Here is a 21906-nt window from a genome sequence, read left to right on the forward strand (position 1 = left end):
CTACTTGTATCGCATCTCCCAGAAACGCGGCAGCTCGTCCGGGTATGCCTTGAAGTCAAGCGCCGCTGCCGCCGCGTAATAAACCGGCAGCGAGTAAAGCGGGACTGCATAGGCCTTGTCGGCGATGATCTTGAGCGCGCCTTTATAGGCGTCCTTGCGCGTCGCCAGATCGACCGAATTATCACCTTTGTTCAGCAGGTCGCGCACCGTCTCGTCGCGGGTGATATCTTCGGCTCGGAAGGCAAAATAATTAGGTGTTGAAGCCGACGTGTCGTTGACCGAAAACGACCCCCAGGTCTGGTGGGTCAGCATCGCCTTGCCCGACGTGATCACATCACGAAGGGCGGCGTATTGCAGGAAGCGCAGATTGGTGCGAATGCCGACCGCCTTGAGATAGCCGATGATGGCTTCCGTCTGGTTGCGTTCGCGGTAGGCGACGATGTCGAGATCAAGACCGTTGGCAAAACCAGCTTCGGCGAGCAATGCTTTCGCCTTGGCCGGATCATAGGCGTAGCGCGCAGCCCCCTCATCGGTACAGCCAACCTGGGTGGGGAAGCAGATCGTCGCCAGCGGGCGCGACCCCGCACCGACAATGTTCTTCACCATCGCTTCGCGGTCAATTGCATGGTTGATCGCCCGACGCACCCGCTCATCGCGCAGCGCGGGCGCTGGCGTATTGTCGAGAATGTTCATCTGCATGAACACAATGCGCATCGTCTCGCCGGAGACGACCTGGAGCGTCGGTACGGCCTGCAACTGGTCGGCCTGGTCCTTCGGCACGCTCATGATGAAATCGAGACCATCGGACAGAATTTCTGCCAATTGCGTCTGACGATCGGGAATAAAGCGAATGTCGATCCTGTTGATTTTTGCCTGCGCCTTGGGGGAGGCTTTGAAATAGGCGGGGTTCCGCTCCAGCGTGATGGATTTGCCCGGTGAGTAGGCCGTGACCTTGAACGGGCCTGAACCCACCGGCTTCTCGTTCTGCCCCTTCGGGCCAACCTTCTCATAATAGGCATGGGGGTGGATCACCACCGGGCCAGCGAAATATTCGATGGCTGCCGGAAACACCTTCTTGGTCGTCACGCGGACGTGGTATTTGTCGATCTTCTCCGCCTTGTCGATCCAGCTCACATTGGTCTGGGTTACGACTTTGCTTTCAGGCTTTGACACAAAATTCAGCGTATAAACCACGTCATCGGCGTCGAACTCGTCGCCATTATGGAATGTCACGCCCTGACGCAGCATGAATTCATACGTTCTGTCGTCAATCTGCTTCCAGCTTTCGGCGAGCTGGCCCTTGTACTCATTCGTCTGCGGATCACGATAGATCAGCGTGTCCCACACATGCTGGCCGATAATGACGCCAATGCGGACATTGTTGAAATAGGGATCGACATTCTCCGGCGCCTGATCATAGGCAAAGCGGATGGAGTTATCGGCCTTGCCGGCGCTGGCAGGAAGCGGCGCGACAAAGACCCCGAGCGCCAGGACAAATCCCACAATCCATTTGCCAGCCATCATCCATCTCCCCTGCCAGACCATACCCGTCCGCTCCGCCATTCTGCCGAGAACGAGGCTGCAGGCAAGCCGGTTGTTTATTCGCGAGAAATCCCGACAGCCTCGCCGTCGGCGAATTCGGCAAGGATCGCTGCCGTATGCTGACCCAGAGCCGGGACCCCATCCATGCGCCCCGTCCATGCGCTGCCCGCCACCGGCATGAGGCTGGGGATGGCTCCGTTGGGTGTCTCGACCATGCCCCATCGGGCGCGAGCGGCAAGTTGCGGGTGCGCCCACACATCGGCAAGGCTGTTCACTCTCGCCGTGCCGATGCCGGCGTTATCGAGCCGGGCCATCGCCGTGGAGGTCGACAACCCGGCAAGCGTTGGCACGACGATATCGTCAAGCAGCGCGCGGTGCTGCGCCCGCCCGGCATTGCCACGAAAACGCACATCGCTGGCCAGATCCGGGCGCTCAAGAACGATAGCCGCAAAGCTCTCCCATTCGCGGTCGTTCTGCAGGCCAAAGAGCACCACGCCATCCGCCGTCTTGAACGGCCCGTAAGGGTAGATCGTCGCGTGCTCGGCACCTGAACGGGATGGCGGGCTCGCCCCGTCACAGGCGTAGTAGAGCGGATAGCCCATCCATTCGGTGAGCGCTTCCAGCATCGAGATATCAATGATGTCACCCTCGCCCGTTCGTTCCCGCCGGATGAGAGCGGCCAATATCGCGCTTTCCGCCGCAACGCCCGCAGCAATATCGACTATCGAAATGCCTGCCTTGACGGGTGTCTCCGCAGTTCCGGTGATTGACAGGAAGCCGCCCTCTGCCTGGATCAACAGATCATAGGCTTTGCGCGCCGACCACGGCCCCCCTTCGCCGTAGCCGGAAATCGAACAGCAGATGAGACGGGGATGCGTTGCCCGCAAGGCTGGCGCATCAAGACCAAGGCGGGCAACGGCGCCCGGCGCCAGATTCTGGATAAAGACGTCGGCGTGCGCGATGATGCGCTTCAATGCCGCAACATCATCGGCCTGCTTGAGATCGAGCGTCAGACTTTCCTTGGAGCGGTTGCACCATACGAAATGGCTCGACAGGCCACGCGCCCGCTCGTCATAGGCACGCGCAAAATCGCCGCCATCCGGGCGCTCGACCTTGATCACCCGCGCGCCCTGGTCGGCAAGCCTGCGGCTGCAATAGGGCGCGGCAATCGCCTGTTCGAGCGACACAACCAGCAACCCGTCGAGAGGGCGGGTCACGAGATCACATCCTGCCGGGCGATCTGGGCCTCAGCCCGCATGGCCACACTGCCATCATCCTTGCACGCCCACAGCTTGATTACACCCTCGCCGTCGGGCGGCGACCCGTGCAGGGACAAATTGGCTCCGTCAAAGGCGGGGGACAAGGCACGAAAGCGGTAGGTCGCGACGGTTGCTCCCGGCATATGACGATGAACAAGATCAAGGAGCAGCGTCGCAATCAGCGGTCCATGAACGACGAGGCCCGGATAGCCCTCGACCGCCGTCACATAGGGTCTGTCATAATGGATGCGATGACCATTGAAGGTGAGCGCTGAATAACGAAACAGCAGGACGGCATCGGGCACAAGATCGCGCCGCCATATGCCCGCAGGAGCCGTTTCGCCAGAAAGCTTGACCGCCGCACCCGTGGCCCCGCGATAGACGATATCATGCTCATCGCTCACCAGCAGCGCGCCGCCTGCCTGCGAAATCTCATGGCGAACGGTGACGAACACCAGTTCGCCCGAGGCGCCCTGCTTGCGCGCGACCGAGGCAATTGTCGATCGCCGCTCGACCGCCATGCCGATGCGCATATCGCCATGAAAAGTCAGGCGGCTGCCAGCCCACATGCGCCGTGGCAGGTGATGGACCGGCGGCAGGAACCCGCCGCGCAACGCGTGACCGTCCGTTCCGATCTGTGATTGCGGCGTCTGCGGCAGGAAGAGGCACCAATGGCCGAGCGGACGCAGCGCCGCGCCATCCCCGCTCACACCTGAATCAAGCGTTGCGTCCAGGCGATCGACAAGGCCGGCCGTCACAATGTCGTGCGCCATCTCGCTGCGCCCGATCCAGTCCTCATAGGCGTCGCTCATCTTCCCTCCCCTGCAAACAACCAGGATATCCCTCGCCAATCGACAACGGAAACTGGCAGGATGGCAAGCACGCGACCCACCGCGTTTCACATCAGGGAAAACATCATGGCTGAAAGCGAACAATTCAACAAAGGCCTCGAAATCCGTCGCCAGGTGCTGGGGGCTGATTATGTCGATGGCTCGATCGCCCGCGCCGACGACTTCATGATGGCGTTTCAGCGCATCACCACCGAATGGTGCTGGGGCTTTGCCTGGACCCGTCCGGGCCTTGATCTCAAGACGCGCTCGATGCTCAATCTCGCCATGCTGACCGCACTCAGCAAGCCAAGCGAACTGAAGCTTCATGTCAAAGGGGCGCTTGCCAACGGCGTCACCGTGGAGGAGATCAAGGAAATCATCCTCCACGCCACCGTCTATTCCGGCATCCCCGCCGGGCTTGAAGCCTTCAAGGCTGCCCATGAGGTGCTGAAGAGCGAAGGTGCCCTCTAACCCGGATGATTTTCCCGGCGCATATGAAACGTCGGCAGGCCGGAGCGCGGGTTCTCCGCTGTTGCCGCCACGACAAAGCCGTGGCGGCGGTAAAAGGCGAGCGCCCGCACATTGGCCTGGTTGACATGAAGGTCAAGGCCGCCAGGACAGCGCACTTTTGCATACTCCATGAAGCGCGCCGCCAGCCCGCTACCCCACTGCTCGGGGTCGACAACGATCTGGTCGATATAGCCGGTCGCCGGGGTCAGCACGAGAAATCCCGCCAGCCTGCCATCATCACCTTCACCAACCAGCACCTCGCCAACCGGCAGCATCTCATTGACCCAGCGCGCGCGCCACCACGGCAGACGGGCGGCAAAATCAATCTCGGGCAGGGTGTGGCGCCAGGCGCGTTCCCACACGATGAGTGCCGGCTCAAGATCGGCCTCGCGATAGGGTCTGAGGCGCCATTCCACCTCGCGGACGCTCTGGTTCACTAGCGCTCCGTCAGCTTCAGTTCGATCCGCCGGTTGCGCGACAGGCTCTCGACATCATCGCCCGTCTCGATGGGCTGGAATTCACCGAAGCCGGCGGCCACCAGCCGTTCCGCCTTGACACCGCGGCTGATCAGGTAGCGCACCACCGAAATCGCCCGCGAGGCTGACAATTCCCAGTTGGAGGGAAACTGCCCGGTTGCAATCGGTCGCTTGTCGGTGTGGCCATCCACGCGCAAAACCCAGTTGATTTCCGCGGGTATCTGTCCTTCGAGATCGACCAGCGCGGCTGCCAGCTTGTCGAGTTCGGCCTCGGAGCCCGGCTTTAATTCATTGAGCCCCTGATCGAAGAAAAGCTCGGATTGAAAAACGAAGCGATCGCCCACCACCCGCATATCGGCGCGGCTGCCCAGAATATCGCGCAAACGGCCAAAAAAGTCGGAGCGATAGCGCGACAATTCCTCGACCTTCAACGCCAGCGCCACATTAAGCCGGCGCCCGAGATCAGCGATGCGCGATTGATTGTCGCTGTCACGGGTCTGCGAGACCTGAAGGGCTGCTTCAAGCGAGGTCAATTGTCGCCGCAGCGCCGATATCTGCTGGTTGAGGGCCTCGATCTGCGCCAGCGCGCGTTCAGCAACCCCGCGCTGATCCTCAACCTGGCGCGCCAGACCGGCAAGCCGCGCATCGCCATCGCCGCCTTGCTGGCGGGCATTGTCAACCTCGATCTGCAGGCGCGCCCGCTCGCGGGTCGCCTTTTCGAGATCCCCGGCAAGCGTGCCGACACGACTTTCCAGCTCCTGCTTGCCGGAACGCTCGAGGCCAAGCAGCACCGTCAGATCAGCAATCTGGCGATTGAGACGACTGAGCACCGCATCGCGCCCGTTCAGCTCCTGCGACAGGTAGAACTGCGCCAGAATGAAGACCGACAGCAGGAAGATGAAGACCAGCAGCAGCGTTGACAGCGCATCGACGAAGCCCGGCCAGTAATCCAGCCGTTCACGCCGCCGTGCCCGCCCCATGATGCTCATGGGCGACGCTCAGCGCGGACAGCGATAATCATCTCTTCCAACCGCTTCAATGTCTGGTTCTGGTTGGCATTCTGGTTTTCAACCCAGTCGCGGATGAGTTGCTGTTCCTGGCGCATGTGCTGCACCAGCCCCTGGATACCCTCGCTCAAGGTCGCCATCGCTGCTGTCGATTTGGAGGTGCCTTGCGTGTCGCTGAGCTGGCCGCTGATGCGCTCCAGCATGGCGGCAAGATCGCCCGACATCAGCGAGGCCGGCGCCGGCGCCGCCCCTGAAGATTCGCTCATCACCTCGGTCTGCGTCGACAGCCAGTTTTCAAATTCCTGGAAGAAGCGGTTTTGCGCCTGCCCCGCCTGCAGATCGAGAAAGCCGAGGATCAGCGATCCCGCCAGTCCGAGCAGCGAGGATGAAAAGGCCGTGCCCATCCCGGCCAGCGGCGCAGCAAGCCCCACTTTGAGATTTTCCAGCACCGATCCGCTTTCGCCGACCCTGACATCAAGGGCAGAAATCGTCTTGCCGATGGAGGTCACGGTCTCGGTGAGGCCCCAGAATGTGCCAAGCAGACCAAGGAAAACCAGCAGCCCGGTCATATAGCGCGTGACGTCGCGATCCTCATCCAGCCTGCCGCCCAGCGAATCGAGGATGGAACGCATAGCCGCCGGGCCGATCTGCACCTTGCCCACCCGGTCGCCCAGCAGCGCTGCCATCGGCGACAACAGCACCGGGCCCCGCACCAGTACCTTGTAGGGCACATCGCTCCCGCCACGATAGGCATTGGCCCAGCGCACTTCGGGAAACAGACGTGCCACCTGCGCCAGCACCAGAATGATCCCGAGCGCCAGCACCATGACGATAACGCCATTGAGAAAAGGATTGGCGGCGAACGCCACGAGAAGCTGTCGGTGGGTAGCGGCAACCACAAAGATCACCAGGATCAGAAACAGCACCATCCTGATCAGAAAGATATGCGGTGAGGAGAGCTTGGTCGGATCGCTGCGCTCCATGACACCTCCAGGGAATGCGAACAGAAACAAAGGCGCGTCAGATACGAGTTGTAGTGATGGTTCGTGACAAAATAGCGGTACCCGGCATGCCCCGTCCAGCACCCCGAGGCCGGCCTCCTTAGGCCGTTCTAGCGAGCGGGCGCCAGCAACCGCAGCAATTCGCCATGGACCGTTTCATTGCCGGCAACCACATCGCCATCCTTCAGCATATTATCCCGATCAGAAAAATCGCTGACCAAACCACCGGACTCGCGCACCAGAACGATGCCCGCCGCCATATCCCACGACGACAGGCCACGCTCCCAGAACCCGTCGAAACGACCAGCGGCAACAAAGGCGAGGTCGAGGGCGGCGGCACCGAACCGCCGGATACCGGCAACACGCGCCATCACCAGCTTCAATTCTTCGACATAATTGGCATGGTTGCCACGCCCCATATGCGGCACGCCTGTACCAATCACGGTGCGCGACAGGTCGCTTCGCGCCGACACGCGCAGGCGGCGCCCGTCAATATAGGCGCCCTTGCCGCGCTCGGCGACAAATAACTCATTCGTGATGGGGTTGAGCACGACACCAGCGATCATCACCCCTTCGCGCTCAAGCCCGAGAGAAACCGCAAAATGGGGGATGCCGTGGAGAAAATTGGTCGTGCCATCCAGCGGATCGATATGCCAGCGATGGGTCCGGTCGCTACCCTCGATGATGCCTGCTTCCTCCATCACCAGCCCGTAGCCGGGGCGGGCATGTTCAAGAACCTGACGGATGGTCTCTTCGGCCCGCCGGTCCGCCGCTGAAACGAAATCCCCCGGCCCCTTGATCGACACCTGCAGGTTCTCGACTTCGCCGAAATCGCGCGCCAGACCCCGGCCGGCCTTGCGCACCGCTTCGACCATGACATTGAGTGTAGCTGAACGCTGCATGGGATCCCTGTGTATCAGAACGGCTGGCGAGGTCGTGCCGCCTTGCGGTCACCGCCTTTGGTGGTCCACGAGTGGCCAGCCTCACGGCCGGCGGCTAATTAACAGGCTTTGTGCCGTTTGCCCATCAGCGCCGCAGCGATATCTCATTTGCGTTCTTTACCTCGCGCACCTTGATATCAGCCTGCGCCCGCTCGGTCGGTGTCAATTTCGACAGCTCGATATCAAGTGTCGGGTCCGCCAGCCCCTCATCGCGCGCCAGCATATGCAGCATCGCACCCTCGATAACGTTGAGGGGAACGCCACGCCCGAGGAAATAGAGGCGTGCCAGTCGATTGCGGGCGATAGGGTTACCATGACCGGCCGCCCGCTGTAACCATCCGGCTGCCGCCGTTTCGTCAGCCCGGATGCCTTCGCCACGAAACAGGCGGATGGCATAATCAATCTGCGCTTCGACCAATCCCTCTTGCGCAGCCAGACGGAGAAGCTCATTGGCTTCCACCGCATTGGGTGGACCCCCCTCGCCGCTGATCAGCATCTGCGCCAGGGCATAGCGCGCATCGCTGTTTCCCGCTTCCGCTGCCTGGCGGAACGCTTTGGCGGCTGCGGAAAAATCAGGCGCCCCGTTGATCCCTTCAAGCTCCAGCAGGCCAAGGTTATAGGCTGCTTCGACATGGCCGGCGCCGGATGCCTGCTTGAACAAATTGTATGATTTCTGGCGATCACGCTTGACCCCGCTACCCCGCAGATGCAGCAGCGCCAGCGCGAACCGGGCCTCCCGATCTCCCCGCGCCGCGGCAAGCGCGTACCAGTCACCCGCCTTGCTGAAGTCCTGAGGCACGGCGAACCCTTGGGAATAGAGCTCACCCAGCAGCGTCATCGCTGCCCGGTCACCCTCACCGGCCTTGACGGTTGCAAGGTGAAAGGCGGTGAGAAAGCGCCCGCGCTGGTAGGCGGCGAACGCATCATCGCTCGGGCCATCGGGTGCGGACGAATTCACTTCGACAGACGAGACACGGGGACGAAACGACGGCACCGGTCGCGATGTGTCCTCGGCAGCGTGAAGCGTGGAGGTGATGATGGTGGCGCATGCGCAGATCACCAGCATCGGGTAATTTTTCATGCTCATCACCCTGCAAATGCCGCGTCGATAGCGCTCTGGGCTGCACGGATGTCATCGCCGCTGCGCCAGATCCGTGGACCCAGCGCGATAAAATCCGCTCCCGCCCGCGCCAGCCCGCCGACACTCGCCAGATCAGGCGCACATATCACGCACGGGGCGACGAACAGGCTCTGCCACCATTCGGCACGCTCCAGCAGCATGTCAGGATCATTGGCTTGCGGGTTGTCAGGGTGACCGAAGAAAACGTAATCAGCCCCCGCTTCACCCGCCTCCATCGCCGCATGGCGTGTCGGCAGGTTGGCAGCGCCGACGATAAGGCCCGGTGACAGCGCCGCGATCACCTCTTCGAGCGCCGTGATATCGCCATCGCTGTGGAAGCCATCAGCGCCGAAACGTTGTACCAGACGCGCATCCCCGCGCAGAATAACGGCGACATCGCGTTTCTGCACCAGTTCGACGAACGGCCTTGCCAGCGCAGCGAACGCCTTGCCTTCGACCGCCGGTTCGGCGATGAGCACGCTGGCGACATCTCCCGCCGTCAGTGCTGCCGCCAGATGCTCAAGGCCCTCGCTTGCTGTGAGGGACGCAACCAGAAAGAGCCGCGTGCGGAGCCGGACAATCTCGCCCTCATCCCGGTTTTTCTTCGATTTAGTCATAAGCTGTCCATCATCCTGCGGCTGCAGCGCATCAGTGAGCGATCACAAGCCCGACCATATCCGCATGACGATTTGCGGCAACATTACGGTATCTGCTCAAGCAAATGGCTGCATATCATTCATGCACATTGTGACGGCGCGCTCCAGCGCTTAGGATCACCCCTGAAGAATACGGAGGAACAACCATGTCTGCGGCTGCCTATGATCGTGACCTAGACAAGAACGCTGCGAATTTCCAGCCTTTAACGCCGCTGACCTTCCTGGCCCGCTCGGCCCTCACCTTCCCCGACCACACCGCCATACTCCATGGCCGGCAGGCCATCACCTATCGCGATTTCTACGCCCGCTCCAGGCGCCTCGCCAGCGCATTGGCCCGGCGCGGCATCAAGCGGGGCGATACGGTCTCTGTCATGCTTGCCAATACGCCGCCCATGCTGGAGGCTCATTACGGCGTGCCGATGACACGCGGCGTGTTGAACACACTCAACACGCGGCTTGATGCGGCCATTCTCGCCTTCACGCTTGATCACGCCGAAACCAAAGTCATCATCACCGATCTTGAATTTTCGAAGGTGATGAAGGAGGCCCTTGCCCTTGCGAAGGTGAAGCCGCTGGTTGTCGACTACGCCGACCCGGAATTTGCGGTCGAGGGCGAGCGTCTCGGCACCCTGGATTATGAGGCACTGATCGCCGAGGGCGATCCCGCCTTCGACTGGCTGATGCCGGATGACGAGTGGGACGCGATTTCGCTCAACTACACGTCCGGCACGACTGGCAATCCGAAAGGCGTCGTCTACCACCATCGTGGCGCCTCGCTGCTGGCGGTAGGCAATGTGGTGACGACCGCCATGGGCAAGCACCCTGTCTATCTGTGGACGCTGCCGATGTTCCACTGCAATGGCTGGTGCTTCACCTGGTCGCTGTCGGCAGTGGCCGGCACCCATGTCTGTCTGCGCTGGGTCCGGGCACCGGCCATGTACGAGGCGATTGCCAGACACAAGGTAACCCATCTGTGCGGCGCGCCCATCGTTATGTCGACCCTGCTCAACGCGCCCGAACCCGACAAGCAGCCCCTGCCCCATGTCGTTTCGTTTTTTACCGCCGCCGCCCCGCCGCCGGAAGCGGTCCTCAGCGCCATGCAGGCGGCCGGTTTCAACGTCACTCATCTCTCTGGGCTGACGGAAACCTATGGGCCGGCAGTGGTGAACGACTGGAAAGCCGAATGGGACCATCTCGAACCAGCCGCCCGCGGAGCCAAGAAGGCACGCCAGGGGGTGCGTTATGCCGCCCTTGAAGATCTGACCATCATGAACCCTGAAACCATGGAAAAGGTGCCGGCTGACGGCCAGACCATCGGCGAGATCATGTTTCGCGGCAATGTGGTGATGAAGGGGTATCTGAAAAATCGCGAAGCGAGCGCCGAAGCCTTCCATGGCGGCTGGTTCCATTCCGGCGATCTCGGCGTCATCCACCCCGATGGCTACATCCAGATCAAGGATCGCTCGAAGGACATCATTATTTCGGGCGGTGAGAACATTTCCTCCATCGAGGTGGAGGACACGCTCTACAAGCACCCATCGATCCAGGCAGCGGCTGTCGTCGCGAAGGCTGACGAGAAATGGGGCGAGACGCCGTGCGCCTTCGTTGAATTGCGCCCCGGCGCCAGCCTTACCGCGAACGAGGTGATGGCGTGGTGCCGCGACCATCTGGCAGCCTATAAATGCCCCCGCACCGTCATCTTCACCGAGTTGCCTAAAACATCGACCGGCAAAATTCAAAAATTCAGGCTGCGCGACATGGCGAAATCTGTATAACCGCGTCTTGCACGCTGTCGGAGGCCGTGCGGCAATTGTCGATGTCTGACGTCGCCGATACCGGTCGGGAACAAAAGGGAAAAGGATCTCATGCCTGCGCTCAAAGCTTATTCCATCCGATCACTGCTGGCTGCCTGTACGCTTATCGTGATGGCTGTCCCCGCTTTGGCGCTCCCCAACGACAAATGCCGCACGACTGGAACATTTGACGAGTGGATGACCGGCTTTCGTGCCGAGGCCGCCGCAAAAGGCATCCGCCCCGATGTCATTTCAGCAAGCCTTGACGGCGTGACCTATGATCAGAAGGTCTACAATGCCGATCGCGGACAGGGGGTGTTCCGGCAAACCTTCGAGCAGTTTTCCGCCCGCATGATTTCCTCCTATCGCGTCCAGAAGGGGACGAGCCTCCTGAAGCAGCATGCTGCCCTCCTCCAGCGCATCGAGAAGGAATTTGGCGTTCCTGGCCCGGTGATTGTCGCCATCTGGGGCCTTGAGACCGATTACGGCGCCAATATCGGCAATATCCAGTCGATCCGCGCGCTTGCCACCCTTGCCTATGATTGCCGTCGCTCGGCGATGTTTCGCGGCGAATTGCTGGCCGCCCTGCAGATCGTCCAGCGCGGTGATCTGAAGCCCGCAGCCATGAAGGGCGCATGGGCGGGCGAACTCGGACAGACCCAGTTCCTGCCCTCTACCTATCTCAAATATGCCGTTGATTATGGCGGCGGGCGCGACCTCCTGCGCAGCCCGGCTGATGTGCTGGCCTCAACCGCCAACTACCTCAAGGGGTATGGCTGGAAGCCCGGCCAGGGCTGGGAGCCGGGGCAGCCGAATTTCGAGACGATCCTGTTGTGGAACAAGGCACAAGTCTACGCCAAAACGATTGCTGCTTTCGCCAGCCGGCTTGCCGAGGCAAGCGGCTATCAGGCCAGTCGCTGAGCGCCGGCTTGCCCGGCAGGTCGCCGCTTTCAATTGGCTGTGACCTGCTGACCGGTCGCTGGACCCAACAAAACGCCGCCGGCCATCAGGCGCAGCGGCGTCAGCGCCGTGACAGGTCGAACCTGCCAGATCAAATCTAAAAAAACGAACGCTTCAGTGCAGCGACGCACCACCTTTGAGTTTTTCTATCGATTCTTTTATTCGCAGCTTCTTACGCTTCAACTCGACCAATTTAAGCGGGTCCGTTCCCGGATGTGCCAGAGTGGACTCGATTTCACGCTCCATCATCTGATGGCGCCGTTCGAGTTCCGCGATGCGCGCGGTCACTGCCATAGACTGCCTCCCTCATGGTTAAGCGTCACCAGTTTGTCATGAAACAAACTTCCTGTCGAAGGGCGAAATTGTCTTGTGAGGACAAAACTTGTTACATGGTGACTTGCTCGTTGATATCTTCCCGGACATAGTCGTTGACAGCCATGAATGACGCCTCAACCATAGAAACCGCTGAAGAAACCGAGCTGCGCAGCCTGCTGGCGCATCTCAAGGAAGAGCATCGCGATCTGGATGCGGCGATTGCCGCCCTCCAGGCAGCCTCGATCATTGATCGATTGCAGATCCAGCGGCTGAAGAAGCGCAAACTGGCGCTGAAAGACCAGATCGGCAGCATCGAATGCAGCCTCATTCCTGATATTATCGCCTGACGGCAGCAATCAGCGTGTCGATCTTAGCTTGTATGAACCTGCCATTGCGGCGTCATAATTAAGTATGGCCGGGAATTGACCACAGCGCCCCATTTCGGATACCGCACCTGCCTGGGAGCGCGACAATGACGCAAAACTCGCCGGCGGTCGCCGTCATCATGGGTAGCCAGTCTGACTGGGAAACGATGCGCCATGCCGTCGAAACCTTGACGGCGTTGGGGATCGAGCATGACACGCGCATCGTATCGGCGCATCGCACGCCCGAGCGGCTCTACGACTACGCCAGAGGCGCGCGCGCTGCCGGCTTCAAGATCATCATCGCCGGCGCGGGTGGTGCGGCTCATCTGCCGGGGATGACCGCCGCCCTCACCTCCCTGCCCGTTTTCGGTGTGCCGGTGAAAAGCGAAGCCTTGTCGGGCCAGGATTCGCTGCTGTCGATCGTGCAGATGCCGGCCGGCATTCCCGTCGGAACGCTTGCCATCGGCAAGGCTGGCGCCATCAATGCAGCCCTCCTTGCCGCAGCCGTTCTTGCACTGGAGGATAACGCGCTTGCAACGCGGCTTGAGGCCTACCGCGCCCGCCAAAGCGCGGCTGTCGCCGAGCGGCCCATCTGACGGCGATGCTGAAACCCGGTGACACCATCGGCATCCTCGGCGGCGGCCAGCTGGCGCGCATGCTGACGCTTGCCGCCGCGCCGCTTGGTCTGAAGGTGCATATCTATGCCCCGGAGGAGGATTGTCCGGCTTTCGATGTCGCCGCGCGGCGCACAACCGGCGCCTTTGACGACGCGCACGCCCTTGCGGTCTTTGCCAAGACCGTCGACGTCGTCACCTATGAGAGTGAAAACATTCCGACCGCCCCGCTTGCAAGCCTGGAGGGCAAGGTGCGCCTGTCGCCGCCACTGCGCGCGCTGGCGCTGACCCAGGACCGCCTGCACGAAAAAACCTTCATTCGTGATCTTGGCATCGCTGTGCCGCCCTTCCATCCGGTCTCGAGCCCCGCCGATCTGGAGGCGGCCATCGCCCACACCGGCCTGCCGGCCGTGCTGAAAACGCGAAGGTTTGGCTATGATGGCAAGGGCCAGACGCGAATCACGGCGGCAGCTGACGCTCATGGCGCCTATGCCGCCATCGGTCACACACCGGCCATCCTCGAGGCTTTCGTGCCGTTTGCCTGCGAAATCTCCGTCATTGCCGCCCGCGGCCATGACGCTTCATTTACCGCCTTCGATCCGCCGGAAAATGTCCATCGCCACCATATTCTCGCAACCTCGACGGTACCCGCGACCATATCATCCTCGCTCGCTGATCAGGCAATCCAGGCCACCCGACGCATCGCCGAGGCGCTGGAATATGTCGGCACGATCGCCGTCGAGTTCTTCGTCACCGGCGATGGCGAGCTTCTGGTCAACGAAATTGCTCCACGCGTCCATAATTCCGGTCATTGGACCATCGAGGCCTGCCTGGTATCGCAGTTCGAGGCGCATATCCGCGCGATTGCCCATTGGCCGCTGGGCGACACGCGGCGCACCCATGATGCCGTGATGACCAACCTCATCGGCGATGATGCGGGACAATGGGACAGGCTGATCGCGCAACCCGCGACGCATCTTCATCTCTACGGCAAACGCCATGCCCGTGCGGGCCGCAAGATGGGACATGTGACGCGGCTGGGCCGTCCATCGCTCACTTGAATTTTGCCATCGTATCCCCTCAAAGCTTGTAGACAAATTAAGCGTCGTTTGATATTGAAACGCTCCACATTGGGCTTTGCTGTCCGATGCCGGAGCAATTTTGGGGCGGACGCAGCGGCCCCGAAAGCCTGCATGAAACCCGTGCAATCCTGTCGCGACCGGAATCGAAGGTCGTGCATTTCAGTTTTCGGTCCTCTGCGATGGGCCTGAAAGCAAGCCGTGAAGAGGAAGAGAACGCGTGCAAGTCATCGTTCGCGACAATAATGTCGATCAAGCGCTGAAGGCGCTGAAGAAGAAGATGCAGCGGGAAGGCATCTTCCGCGAGATGAAGCTTCGTGGCCATTACGAGAAGCCCTCGGAAAAGCGCGCCCGCGAGAAGGCGGAAGCCGTGCGCCGCGCCCGCAAGCTTGCCCGCAAGCGCGCCCAGCGCGAAGGTCTGCTGCCAGCCCCCAAGAAGCCGGTCATGGCTGGTCCGGGCGGCCCGCGCTAGCCACTGAACGATGGCCTGTTTTGTAATGAGGCGTGGTATCGCCTCTCTTTGACCACGTTCCGGTCGCGAATTCGGGCAGACCCCGTGCTATGGCACGGAGCGGAACGCGGGACGGCCATGGCATATTCACCACCATCCTCACGATTTTTCTGGGCGACACTCACTGCAGTCGCCCTGCTGATGCTGGGGGGCTGCGCCGGCAGGCCGGGAGACGTCGGCGCGCTTGGGCCTGAATCGCCCACCGAGAGCATCGCCAGCCCAGACGCCAATCTCGCATCGCTTTCCGATGTCATTCGCCAGAATCCGCGTGATGCTCATGCCCTCAACATTCGCGGCACCGCCTTCGCGCAGCAGGGGCGTTATGCGGAGGCGATCAACGATTTCAACGCGGCCTTGCGCGTCAATCCGGACTATGTCCAGGCCTTGACCAACCGCGCGCTTGTCGAGCGCCGCATGGGGCGCATCGATCTGGCGCTGGCCGATTATAACGCGGCAATAACCATCAATCCTGGTTACGCGCCAGCCCTGATCGGGCGCGGCACGATCAGCCGCCAGGCGGGCCGGATGAGCGAGGCGTTCGCCGATTTTGAGCGCGCCATCAAGATCAGATCAGATGATCCGCAGGCATTCCATAACCGCGGCCTCATCTATCAGGCGCAAGGGCGCAATGATATCGCCATCGACGATTTCACCACCGCCATTGGCCTTGGTCCGACCGCGCCGGAACCCTATTACGCCCGCGGCCTCGCCTATCTTGCCGGCAATGATGCCAAATCAGCGGCTGAGGATTTCACCGAAGCGATCCGTCTCGATACCCGCTTTGCCGATGCCTGGGCCAATCGCGGCGTGGCACTTGAGCAACTGGGTCAGAAAGACCAGGCCGAAAGCTCCTATCAGAGGGCGATCAATATCGATCAGAACAACACGATCGCCCGCGATGGTCTGAACCGCCTGCAGGGTGGCGGGAAGCCGGGCGGGTTTTCATTTTTCGGCATACGCAACTAAGCTCCCGAAAGATCGTTCCAGCGTATCTGTTGCTGCGCCGCAAGCGTCGCCAGGCGATAGAGTTCGGGGATCATGGTGGGATCATCCATCCGCCGCAGTCGATCGATGATCTTGCCTGACGCTTCATACTGAAGCTTGTCTTGAAGCCATTGGCGCTCAAGGCAGATATCATAGCGCAAATATTGGAATAATGGCTGGCAAGGTCCTGGGATCGCCCCCAAATCACCCAATTCGCTGTTGATCACCCACGGCGTCGGGCTGGTGCCAAGCCAGCTCATAAGCGCTTGCACCTGCTGCTGGGCGTCGCTGAGTTGGGCGACAAGGGCGCGCAACGCCACCGCAAAGGCTCGGGTGTTCCTGGCCTGCCTCTCGGTAAGCCTCAAGCGGAAGCTGCCGGTACCAATCGAGACGATCTGGAGGTGCCCAGCACCAGTTGGAAATGACAAGCCATATTGCGGTAGCGTGGCCACCATGGTCAACATGATGGCTGGATTGTTGAAGGGGCTTACCCCACCATCGACAAACAGGCCGGGCGGCATGCCGGCGACGACCGCGACCTGTTGCGGGTCGAAGAAATGAGGCGCCGCCGCAGACGCACGCAGTACCTGCTTCAAGAGATAATGGCGATTGCCGATGAAGGATTGGTCCGGCGGGGTCTCCCAATAAGTCGAGGCGGGATTATTGGTCAGTACCCACGGGCTGCCTGTATCCAGCCGTTTGGTGATGATGGCAAGTCGCGTCTGGAGATCGGCGCTGCCAAGCGTGCGCTCACCCACCACTCCATCGAGTTCACGCATCAGATTGGCTGCGTCGAATTTCGACTGGAGACCGAGGACCCGCCATGGCGAGCGCTTGAAAACACGCGGGGCTAGCCGGCGATAAAAGTCGCGCATATCGGCCGCACTATGGCCCAACGCAAGCCCGGCAGCGATGATCGCCCCCGTCGACGTCCCCCCGATCAGATCAAACCAGTCGCACAGGCGAACGCTTCGCCCGGCAATCGCCGCGACCTGCCGCTCGATCTCTTCGAGGAACGCGATTATCACCGCGCCCCTGACACCACCTCCGTCAAGCGAAAGGACGCGTCGCATCCGCTAGCCCAGCCTTGGCAAAAGTCGTGGCCCGATCGTTTCAAAACCGCACGCCGAATAATGGAGAAGCCCATCAGGCATAACAAAGTCCCGGACCTGCCTGTCGTCACGATGAAAGGCGCCGATCGCCTCAAAGGAATAAAATTCGCACGACATATTGCTTGCCGCGAACCTCGGTTGACAGGCCGTGCCTTGCAGACACCGGCCGGTAAAAAGCGATCCCTCTCGTCCCGCCCATCCAAGATGATCAGGCTTTACAAGCCCTCACAAACTCTTCACCACCGCTTCCGTTACCTTTTTCGCATCACCAAACAGCATCATGGTGTTGTCACGGAAGAAGAGTTCATTCTCGACGCCGGCATAGCCTGAACCCATGCCGCGCTTGATGAAGAGAACGGTCTTGGCCTTCTCGACATCAAGGATCGGCATGCCATAGATCGGTGACGTCTTGTCGGTCTTGGCCGACGGGTTGGTCACATCATTGGCGCCGATGACAAATGCCACATCCGCCTGCCCGAAATCATTGTTGATGTCTTCCAGCTCGAAGACCTCGTCATAGGGCACATTGGCTTCGGCCAGCAGCACGTTCATATGGCCCGGCATGCGCCCGGCCACCGGATGGATGGCATATTTGACGTCGACGCCGGCCTTTTTCAGATGGTCAGCCATTTCACGCAGCGCGTGCTGCGCCTGCGCCACCGCCATGCCATAGCCCGGCACGATGATGACACTTGCCGCATTCTTCATGATGAAGGCGGCGTCTTCCGCCGACCCCTGCTTGACCGGCCGATTCTCAACAGCGCCACCAGACCCGCCGGCAACCTCGCCACCAAACCCGCCGAGAATGACGGAGATGAAGGAGCGGTTCATGCCTTTGCACATGATGTAGCTGAGGATCGCACCCGATGAGCCGACAAGGGCGCCAACGATGATGAGCGCGGTATTACCGAGGGTGAAGCCGATGCCGGCTGCCGCCCACCCCGAATAGGAGTTCAGCATCGACACGACGACCGGCATGTCCGCCCCGCCGATCGGTATGATGATGAGAACGCCGAAAACGAAGCTCAGCACAACGATAGCCCAGAACAGCACATGGCTTTCGCTGGCAACAAAGGCGATGCTGAGGACAACCAGCAAGGCAAAGAGGCCGAGATTAACCTGATGGCGCATCGGCAGCATGATCGGCTTGCCGCTCATGCGACCATCAAGCTTGAGGAAGGCGATGATCGAGCCGGTGAAGGTGATGGCGCCGATGGCAACGCCCAGCACCATTTCAACCAGGCTGTGCTTGTGGATGGCACCCGTCCGACCGATATCGAAGGCCTCCGGCGCCGAAAGCGCACCCGCCGCTACGAAGACCGCAGCAAGACCAACGCCTGAATGGAAAGCTGCCACCAATTGCGGCATCGCGGTCATCGCCACGCGGCGGGCGACCACCGCGCCAACACCACCACCGATGCCGATGCCGGCCAGCACGAACAGCCAGGCGCCAAAGCTTGCCGGCGGATGATAGAGAAGCGTCGTCAGCGCGGCGAGCGCCATGCCGATCATGCCGAAGCGATTACCCTGACGCGAGGTGACGGGCGAGGACAGGCCGCGCAGCGACAGCACAAAAAGAACGGCGGCAACGAGATAAAGAACAGCGGCGAGATTGGCGCTCAGCATGATCAGGCCCTCACCCCTTCTTCTTGTACATGGCAAGCATGCGCTCGGTGACAAGGAAGCCGCCAAAAATATTGATCGATGCGAGGATCAGCGCCAGAAAGCCGAAGAGGCGGGCAAGGAAGGGCGCGCCATCGGCACCGGCTGCGGCATCAACGCCAACGGCCAGCAACGCGCCCACAACGATGACCGACGAGATGGCGTTCGTGACCGACATCAGCGGCGTATGCAGCGCCGGCGTCACCGACCACACCACATAATAGCCGACGAAAACTGCCAGCACGAAGATCGACAGGCGAAAAACGAAAGGATCAATCGCCCCGCCGCTGCCAGCATGGACAGCAGCGCCGGCTGCGCTTGCCAGCTGATCGGCATAGGCCTGCGCCTGGGTGGCCGCGAGCTGGGCTGCTTCTGCCGCTGCTCTGGCTTTTTCAACGAGTGCGTTGAGAGTTGTCTGGTCAGCCATCACGCCGCTCCCTTACTGTCCTGGAAGTTGGGGTGGACGATTTTCCCGTCCTTGGTCAGAAGCGTTGCCTTGATCAACTCATCATCCCAGTTAACCGCCAGTGCCTTTGTCTGCTTGTCGATCATGGTTTCAACAAAAGCCTGCAGATTGCGGGCATAAAGGGCCGATGCGCTTGCAGCCAGACGCCCTGGCACATTGAGATAGCCGACGATCTTCACGCCCTTGGCATCGCTCACACCACCGGCCTTCGACATTTCGCAATTGCCCCCGCGCTCGACCGCCAGATCGACAATGACGGAACCGGGCTTCATTGATTTGACCATCGCCTTGGTCACCAGCGTCGGTGCCGGACGCCCGGGAATGAGCGCCGTGGTAATCACAATGTCCTGCTTGGCGATATGGGCAGCTACCAGTTCAGCCTGCTTGGCCTTGTAGCCATCCGACATTTCTTTGGCATAGCCACCTGACGTTTCGGCCTGCTTGAACTCATCATCCTCGACCGCGATGAATTTGGCGCCAAGCGATTCGACCTGTTCCTTGGCGGCAGGGCGCACATCGGTCGCCGTCACCACCGCACCCAGACGCCGCGCGGTTGCGATCGCCTGCAGGCCGGCAACGCCTGCCCCCATGACGAAGATGCGGGCGGCCGGAACCGTTCCCGCTGCCGTCATCATCATCGGCAGCGCCCGCCCGAATTCCGCTGCGCCATCGATCACCGCGCGATAGCCGGCGAGATTGGCCTGGCTGGAGAGAATATCCATCGACTGGGCGCGCGTGATGCGCGGCATCAACTCCATCGCGAACGCCGACAAGCCCGCTTTCGCCATCTCGTTAAGCGCTGCGGTCTGGCCGTAGGGATCCATGGTGGCGATGACGATGGCGCCAGACTTCATGGCGCCGATCTCGCTGCTGTCGGGGCGGCGCACCTTGAGAATGATATCGGCATTTTTAAGCGCTGCCGCCTGTCCCTTGGCGATCTGCGCGCCGGGCGCCTTGTAGTCGTCATCCGTGATACCGGAGGCGAGGCCTGCCCCGCTCTCGATGATCACGTCGGCCCCGTAGGATATCAGGCGCTTCACCGTATCCGGCGTTACCGCGACCCGGCCTTCACCCTTGGCAGTTTCAGTAGCAATGGCAATCAACATGGGAGAACTCCTCCGCAAACCACAATGGGCCAGCACGACGCCCATGGCAATGCCGGGCGGACGAGGACCGGCGATTGAAAATCAGACGAGGAAAATCGCCATGGCAACCAACAGAGCCGAGGTGAGAATGACCACCCACTTCGTCAGCCCCAGGAACAGGCCATAGGTGCGCTCATGCTCTGCATAATCCATGGCGCTAACGCCCGGCTTGGTGTTTTCGAACCCCGCATTCTCAGCCATCGTCAACCTCTTGCTGTCACCTGTGCACCCTTATGGCAAAACTGGGCCTGCACCACAACCGCACAACTGGCCTAAATCGCATCAAGCGCGCTTGCTCCGACGAACGCGATCCGCAGCATGTTGGTGGCGCCCGGCGTCCCCAGCGGCACGCCGGCGATGATCGCGACCCGTTGCCCCGGCTTGGCGAATTCCTCGCTGAAAGCGATGCGGCAGGCCCGCTGCACCATATCATCCAGATTGCCCGCATCCTCGACATTGACACAATGCACGCCCCACACAAGCGCCAGGCGACGCGCCGTGTAGATTGACGGCGTCAACGCCAGAACGGGGCGAAACGAGCGCTCACGCGCCACTCTGAGCGCCGTTGAGCCGGACGACGTCCAGCACATGATCGCAGCCAGGTTGAGGCGCTCGGCAATCGAGCGCGCCGCTTCGGCGATCGCGTCAGCACCCGTCGGCTCAGGCGGCTGGCGCTGATTGGCAATGATCTGATGATAAAGAACGTCGCTTTCAACCTCGCGGGCAATCTCGTCCATCGTCTGCACCGCCTCGACCGGATACTGGCCGGCAGCCGATTCAGCCGACAGCATCACGGCATCCGCCCCGTCGAAGACGGCCGTCGCGACGTCCGACACCTCGGCCCGCGTCGGCACCGGCGCCGTGATCATCGATTCGAGCATCTGGGTTGCCACGACAACCGGCTTGCCGAGCCGCCGCGCGCTGCGGGTGATCAGCTTCTGAATGCCCGGCACCTTGGCAAGCGGCATTTCCACCCCGAGATCGCCGCGCGCCACCATCAGCGCATCCGACAATTCGATAATCTCGGCAAGCCGCTCCACCGCCACCGGCTTTTCAATCTTCGACATGACGCCGGCACGCCCGCGGGCGATCTTCTTGACCTCCGCCACATCGTCAGGGCGCTGCACGAAGGACAGACCGATCCAGTCGACGCCGGTTTCAAGCGCGGCTTCGAGATCGGCGCGGTCCTTGGGCGTGAGAGCGGTAAAGGGCAGCACGGTATCGGGCAGGCTGATGCCCTTGCGGCTTGACAGCCTGCCGCCAACTTCCGCCACCGCCTCAAGGCGCGAGGCTTCCGCCTTGACGACACGCAGCCGCAGCTTGCCATCATCGATCAGCAGCGCATCACCGGCCTTGGCGGCGGCAAAGATTTCAGGATGAGGCAGATAGACCCGTTTGGCGTCGCCCGGTGTCGGATCCTGATCGAAGACAAAATGCGCGCCGGTGGGGCACATCGCGCTGTTGTCGCCAAATTCACCCAGCCGAAGCTTTGGCCCCTGCAGATCGACCAGAATGCCGATGGGTCGCGAGAAGCGCGATTCAAGATCACGGATGATGA

The 21906-nt window shown here is 61.2% G+C and carries 24 protein-coding genes; 8 read left to right on the forward strand and 16 right to left on the reverse strand.

The genetic code is table 11. The features are described from left to right. Genes ACINK1_RS11245 through ACINK1_RS11255 form a run of 3 tightly spaced genes read right to left on the reverse strand, consistent with a single transcriptional unit; the run spans window position 1 to window position 3613 of the window. A complete protein-coding gene (locus tag ACINK1_RS11245; protein WP_376802594.1) occupies window positions 1-1563 on the reverse strand; it encodes an ABC transporter substrate-binding protein in 1563 nt (520 codons plus the stop codon). A gap of 35 nt (window positions 1564-1598) precedes the next feature. Further along, window positions 1599-2759, reverse strand: a complete 1161-nt coding sequence (locus ACINK1_RS11250; RefSeq protein WP_376802595.1) for a CaiB/BaiF CoA-transferase family protein — start codon at window positions 2757-2759, stop codon at window positions 1599-1601. Beyond that, entirely contained in the window at window positions 2756-3613 is an 858-nt protein-coding gene (locus tag ACINK1_RS11255; RefSeq protein WP_376802596.1) for a MaoC family dehydratase N-terminal domain-containing protein, read from the reverse strand. Before ACINK1_RS11255 ends, ACINK1_RS11250 begins: the two co-directional genes overlap by 4 nt. Before the next feature lie 105 nt (window positions 3614-3718). Between ACINK1_RS11255 and ACINK1_RS11260 the strand changes: the two genes are divergently transcribed. Next, window positions 3719-4102: a carboxymuconolactone decarboxylase family protein gene (locus ACINK1_RS11260; RefSeq protein WP_376802597.1), complete on the forward strand. Its 384-nt coding sequence runs from the start codon at window positions 3719-3721 to the stop codon at window positions 4100-4102. On the opposite strand, the gene ACINK1_RS11265 is transcribed toward ACINK1_RS11260, so the two are convergent. The 6 genes from ACINK1_RS11265 to ACINK1_RS11290 all read right to left on the reverse strand — a co-directional run bounded on the left by ACINK1_RS11265 (window position 4099) and on the right by ACINK1_RS11290 (window position 9303). Further along, window positions 4099-4578 (reverse strand): GNAT family N-acetyltransferase, encoded by a 480-nt coding sequence (locus tag ACINK1_RS11265; protein WP_376802598.1) that lies wholly within the window; start codon window positions 4576-4578, stop codon window positions 4099-4101. The genes ACINK1_RS11260 and ACINK1_RS11265 overlap by 4 nt on opposite strands. After that, window positions 4578-5606: a peptidoglycan -binding protein gene (locus ACINK1_RS11270; protein ID WP_376802599.1), complete on the reverse strand. Its 1029-nt coding sequence runs from the start codon at window positions 5604-5606 to the stop codon at window positions 4578-4580. Before ACINK1_RS11270 ends, ACINK1_RS11265 begins: the two co-directional genes overlap by 1 nt. Continuing rightward, window positions 5603-6607, reverse strand: coding sequence for a flagellar motor protein MotA (locus tag ACINK1_RS11275; RefSeq protein ID WP_376802600.1), 1005 nt, complete (start codon window positions 6605-6607; stop codon window positions 5603-5605). Before ACINK1_RS11275 ends, ACINK1_RS11270 begins: the two co-directional genes overlap by 4 nt. Before the next feature lie 128 nt (window positions 6608-6735). Beyond that, window positions 6736-7527 carry an inositol monophosphatase family protein gene (locus ACINK1_RS11280; protein WP_376802601.1) on the reverse strand — a complete coding sequence of 264 codons (792 nt, stop codon included), beginning with the start codon at window positions 7525-7527 and terminating at the stop codon, window positions 6736-6738. A gap of 124 nt (window positions 7528-7651) precedes the next feature. After that, window positions 7652-8647: a tetratricopeptide repeat protein gene (locus ACINK1_RS11285; RefSeq protein WP_376802602.1), complete on the reverse strand. Its 996-nt coding sequence runs from the start codon at window positions 8645-8647 to the stop codon at window positions 7652-7654. A 5-nt stretch (window positions 8648-8652) separates the two neighbouring features. Next, complete coding sequence (locus ACINK1_RS11290) at window positions 8653-9303, reverse strand: thiamine phosphate synthase (RefSeq protein ID WP_376802603.1); 651 nt, start codon at window positions 9301-9303, stop codon at window positions 8653-8655. Window positions 9304-9488: 185 nt separating this feature from the next. On the opposite strand from ACINK1_RS11290, the gene ACINK1_RS11295 reads away from it, so the two are divergent. Then, a complete protein-coding gene (locus ACINK1_RS11295) occupies window positions 9489-11117 on the forward strand; it encodes an acyl-CoA synthetase (RefSeq protein ID WP_376802604.1) in 1629 nt (542 codons plus the stop codon). Window positions 11118-11207: 90 nt separating this feature from the next. Next, window positions 11208-12056, forward strand: a complete 849-nt coding sequence (locus ACINK1_RS11300; protein WP_376802605.1) for a lytic transglycosylase domain-containing protein — start codon at window positions 11208-11210, stop codon at window positions 12054-12056. Between the two features lie 153 nt (window positions 12057-12209). Here ACINK1_RS11300 and ACINK1_RS11305 read toward each other — a convergent pair whose 3' ends face one another. Beyond that, a complete protein-coding gene (locus ACINK1_RS11305; RefSeq protein WP_376802606.1) occupies window positions 12210-12389 on the reverse strand; it encodes a YdcH family protein in 180 nt (59 codons plus the stop codon). 143 nt (window positions 12390-12532) lie between these two features. Between ACINK1_RS11305 and ACINK1_RS11310 the strand changes: the two genes are divergently transcribed. The 5 genes from ACINK1_RS11310 (at window position 12533) to ACINK1_RS11330 (ending at window position 15945) form a co-directional block, all read left to right on the forward strand. After that, window positions 12533-12757, forward strand: a complete 225-nt coding sequence (locus ACINK1_RS11310; RefSeq protein ID WP_376802607.1) for a YdcH family protein — start codon at window positions 12533-12535, stop codon at window positions 12755-12757. A gap of 125 nt (window positions 12758-12882) precedes the next feature. After that, window positions 12883-13371: a 5-(carboxyamino)imidazole ribonucleotide mutase gene (purE, locus tag ACINK1_RS11315; protein ID WP_376802608.1), complete on the forward strand. Its 489-nt coding sequence runs from the start codon at window positions 12883-12885 to the stop codon at window positions 13369-13371. Window positions 13372-13376: 5 nt separating this feature from the next. Further along, window positions 13377-14450 (forward strand): 5-(carboxyamino)imidazole ribonucleotide synthase, encoded by a 1074-nt coding sequence (locus ACINK1_RS11320; protein ID WP_376802609.1) that lies wholly within the window; start codon window positions 13377-13379, stop codon window positions 14448-14450. A gap of 238 nt (window positions 14451-14688) precedes the next feature. Beyond that, a complete protein-coding gene (gene rpsU / locus ACINK1_RS11325; RefSeq protein ID WP_376802610.1) occupies window positions 14689-14940 on the forward strand; it encodes a 30S ribosomal protein S21 in 252 nt (83 codons plus the stop codon). 117 nt (window positions 14941-15057) lie between these two features. Beyond that, a complete protein-coding gene (locus ACINK1_RS11330; protein WP_376802611.1) occupies window positions 15058-15945 on the forward strand; it encodes a tetratricopeptide repeat protein in 888 nt (295 codons plus the stop codon). Here the strand turns inward: ACINK1_RS11330 and ACINK1_RS11335 are convergent. The 6 genes from ACINK1_RS11335 to pyk form a co-directional block, all read right to left on the reverse strand. Then, window positions 15942-17036, reverse strand: a complete 1095-nt coding sequence (locus ACINK1_RS11335; protein WP_376802612.1) for a patatin-like phospholipase family protein — start codon at window positions 17034-17036, stop codon at window positions 15942-15944. The genes ACINK1_RS11330 and ACINK1_RS11335 overlap by 4 nt on opposite strands. A gap of 264 nt (window positions 17037-17300) precedes the next feature. Continuing rightward, the gene (locus tag ACINK1_RS11340) at window positions 17301-18701 is read right to left on the reverse strand and encodes an NAD(P)(+) transhydrogenase (Re/Si-specific) subunit beta (RefSeq protein WP_376802613.1); all 1401 of its coding nucleotides are present in this window, start codon (window positions 18699-18701) and stop codon (window positions 17301-17303) included. 10 nt (window positions 18702-18711) lie between these two features. Then, on the reverse strand, window positions 18712-19164 hold the full coding sequence (locus tag ACINK1_RS11345; RefSeq protein WP_376802614.1) for a proton-translocating transhydrogenase family protein: 453 nt from the start codon (window positions 19162-19164) through the stop codon (window positions 18712-18714). Beyond that, on the reverse strand, window positions 19164-20309 hold the full coding sequence (locus ACINK1_RS11350; protein ID WP_376802615.1) for a Re/Si-specific NAD(P)(+) transhydrogenase subunit alpha: 1146 nt from the start codon (window positions 20307-20309) through the stop codon (window positions 19164-19166). Before ACINK1_RS11350 ends, ACINK1_RS11345 begins: the two co-directional genes overlap by 1 nt. Before the next feature lie 81 nt (window positions 20310-20390). Continuing rightward, complete coding sequence (locus ACINK1_RS11355) at window positions 20391-20549, reverse strand: aa3-type cytochrome c oxidase subunit IV (protein ID WP_376802616.1); 159 nt, start codon at window positions 20547-20549, stop codon at window positions 20391-20393. 71 nt (window positions 20550-20620) lie between these two features. Beyond that, window positions 20621-21906, reverse strand: a 1286-nt coding sequence (pyk, locus tag ACINK1_RS11360; protein WP_395760129.1) for a pyruvate kinase, incomplete at its 5' end; no start/stop codon positions are given.

This window comes from Raskinella chloraquaticus (SeqCode) (assembly GCF_021731865.1).
Classification (GTDB): domain Bacteria; phylum Pseudomonadota; class Alphaproteobacteria; order Rhizobiales; family UBA4765; genus Raskinella; species Raskinella chloraquaticus.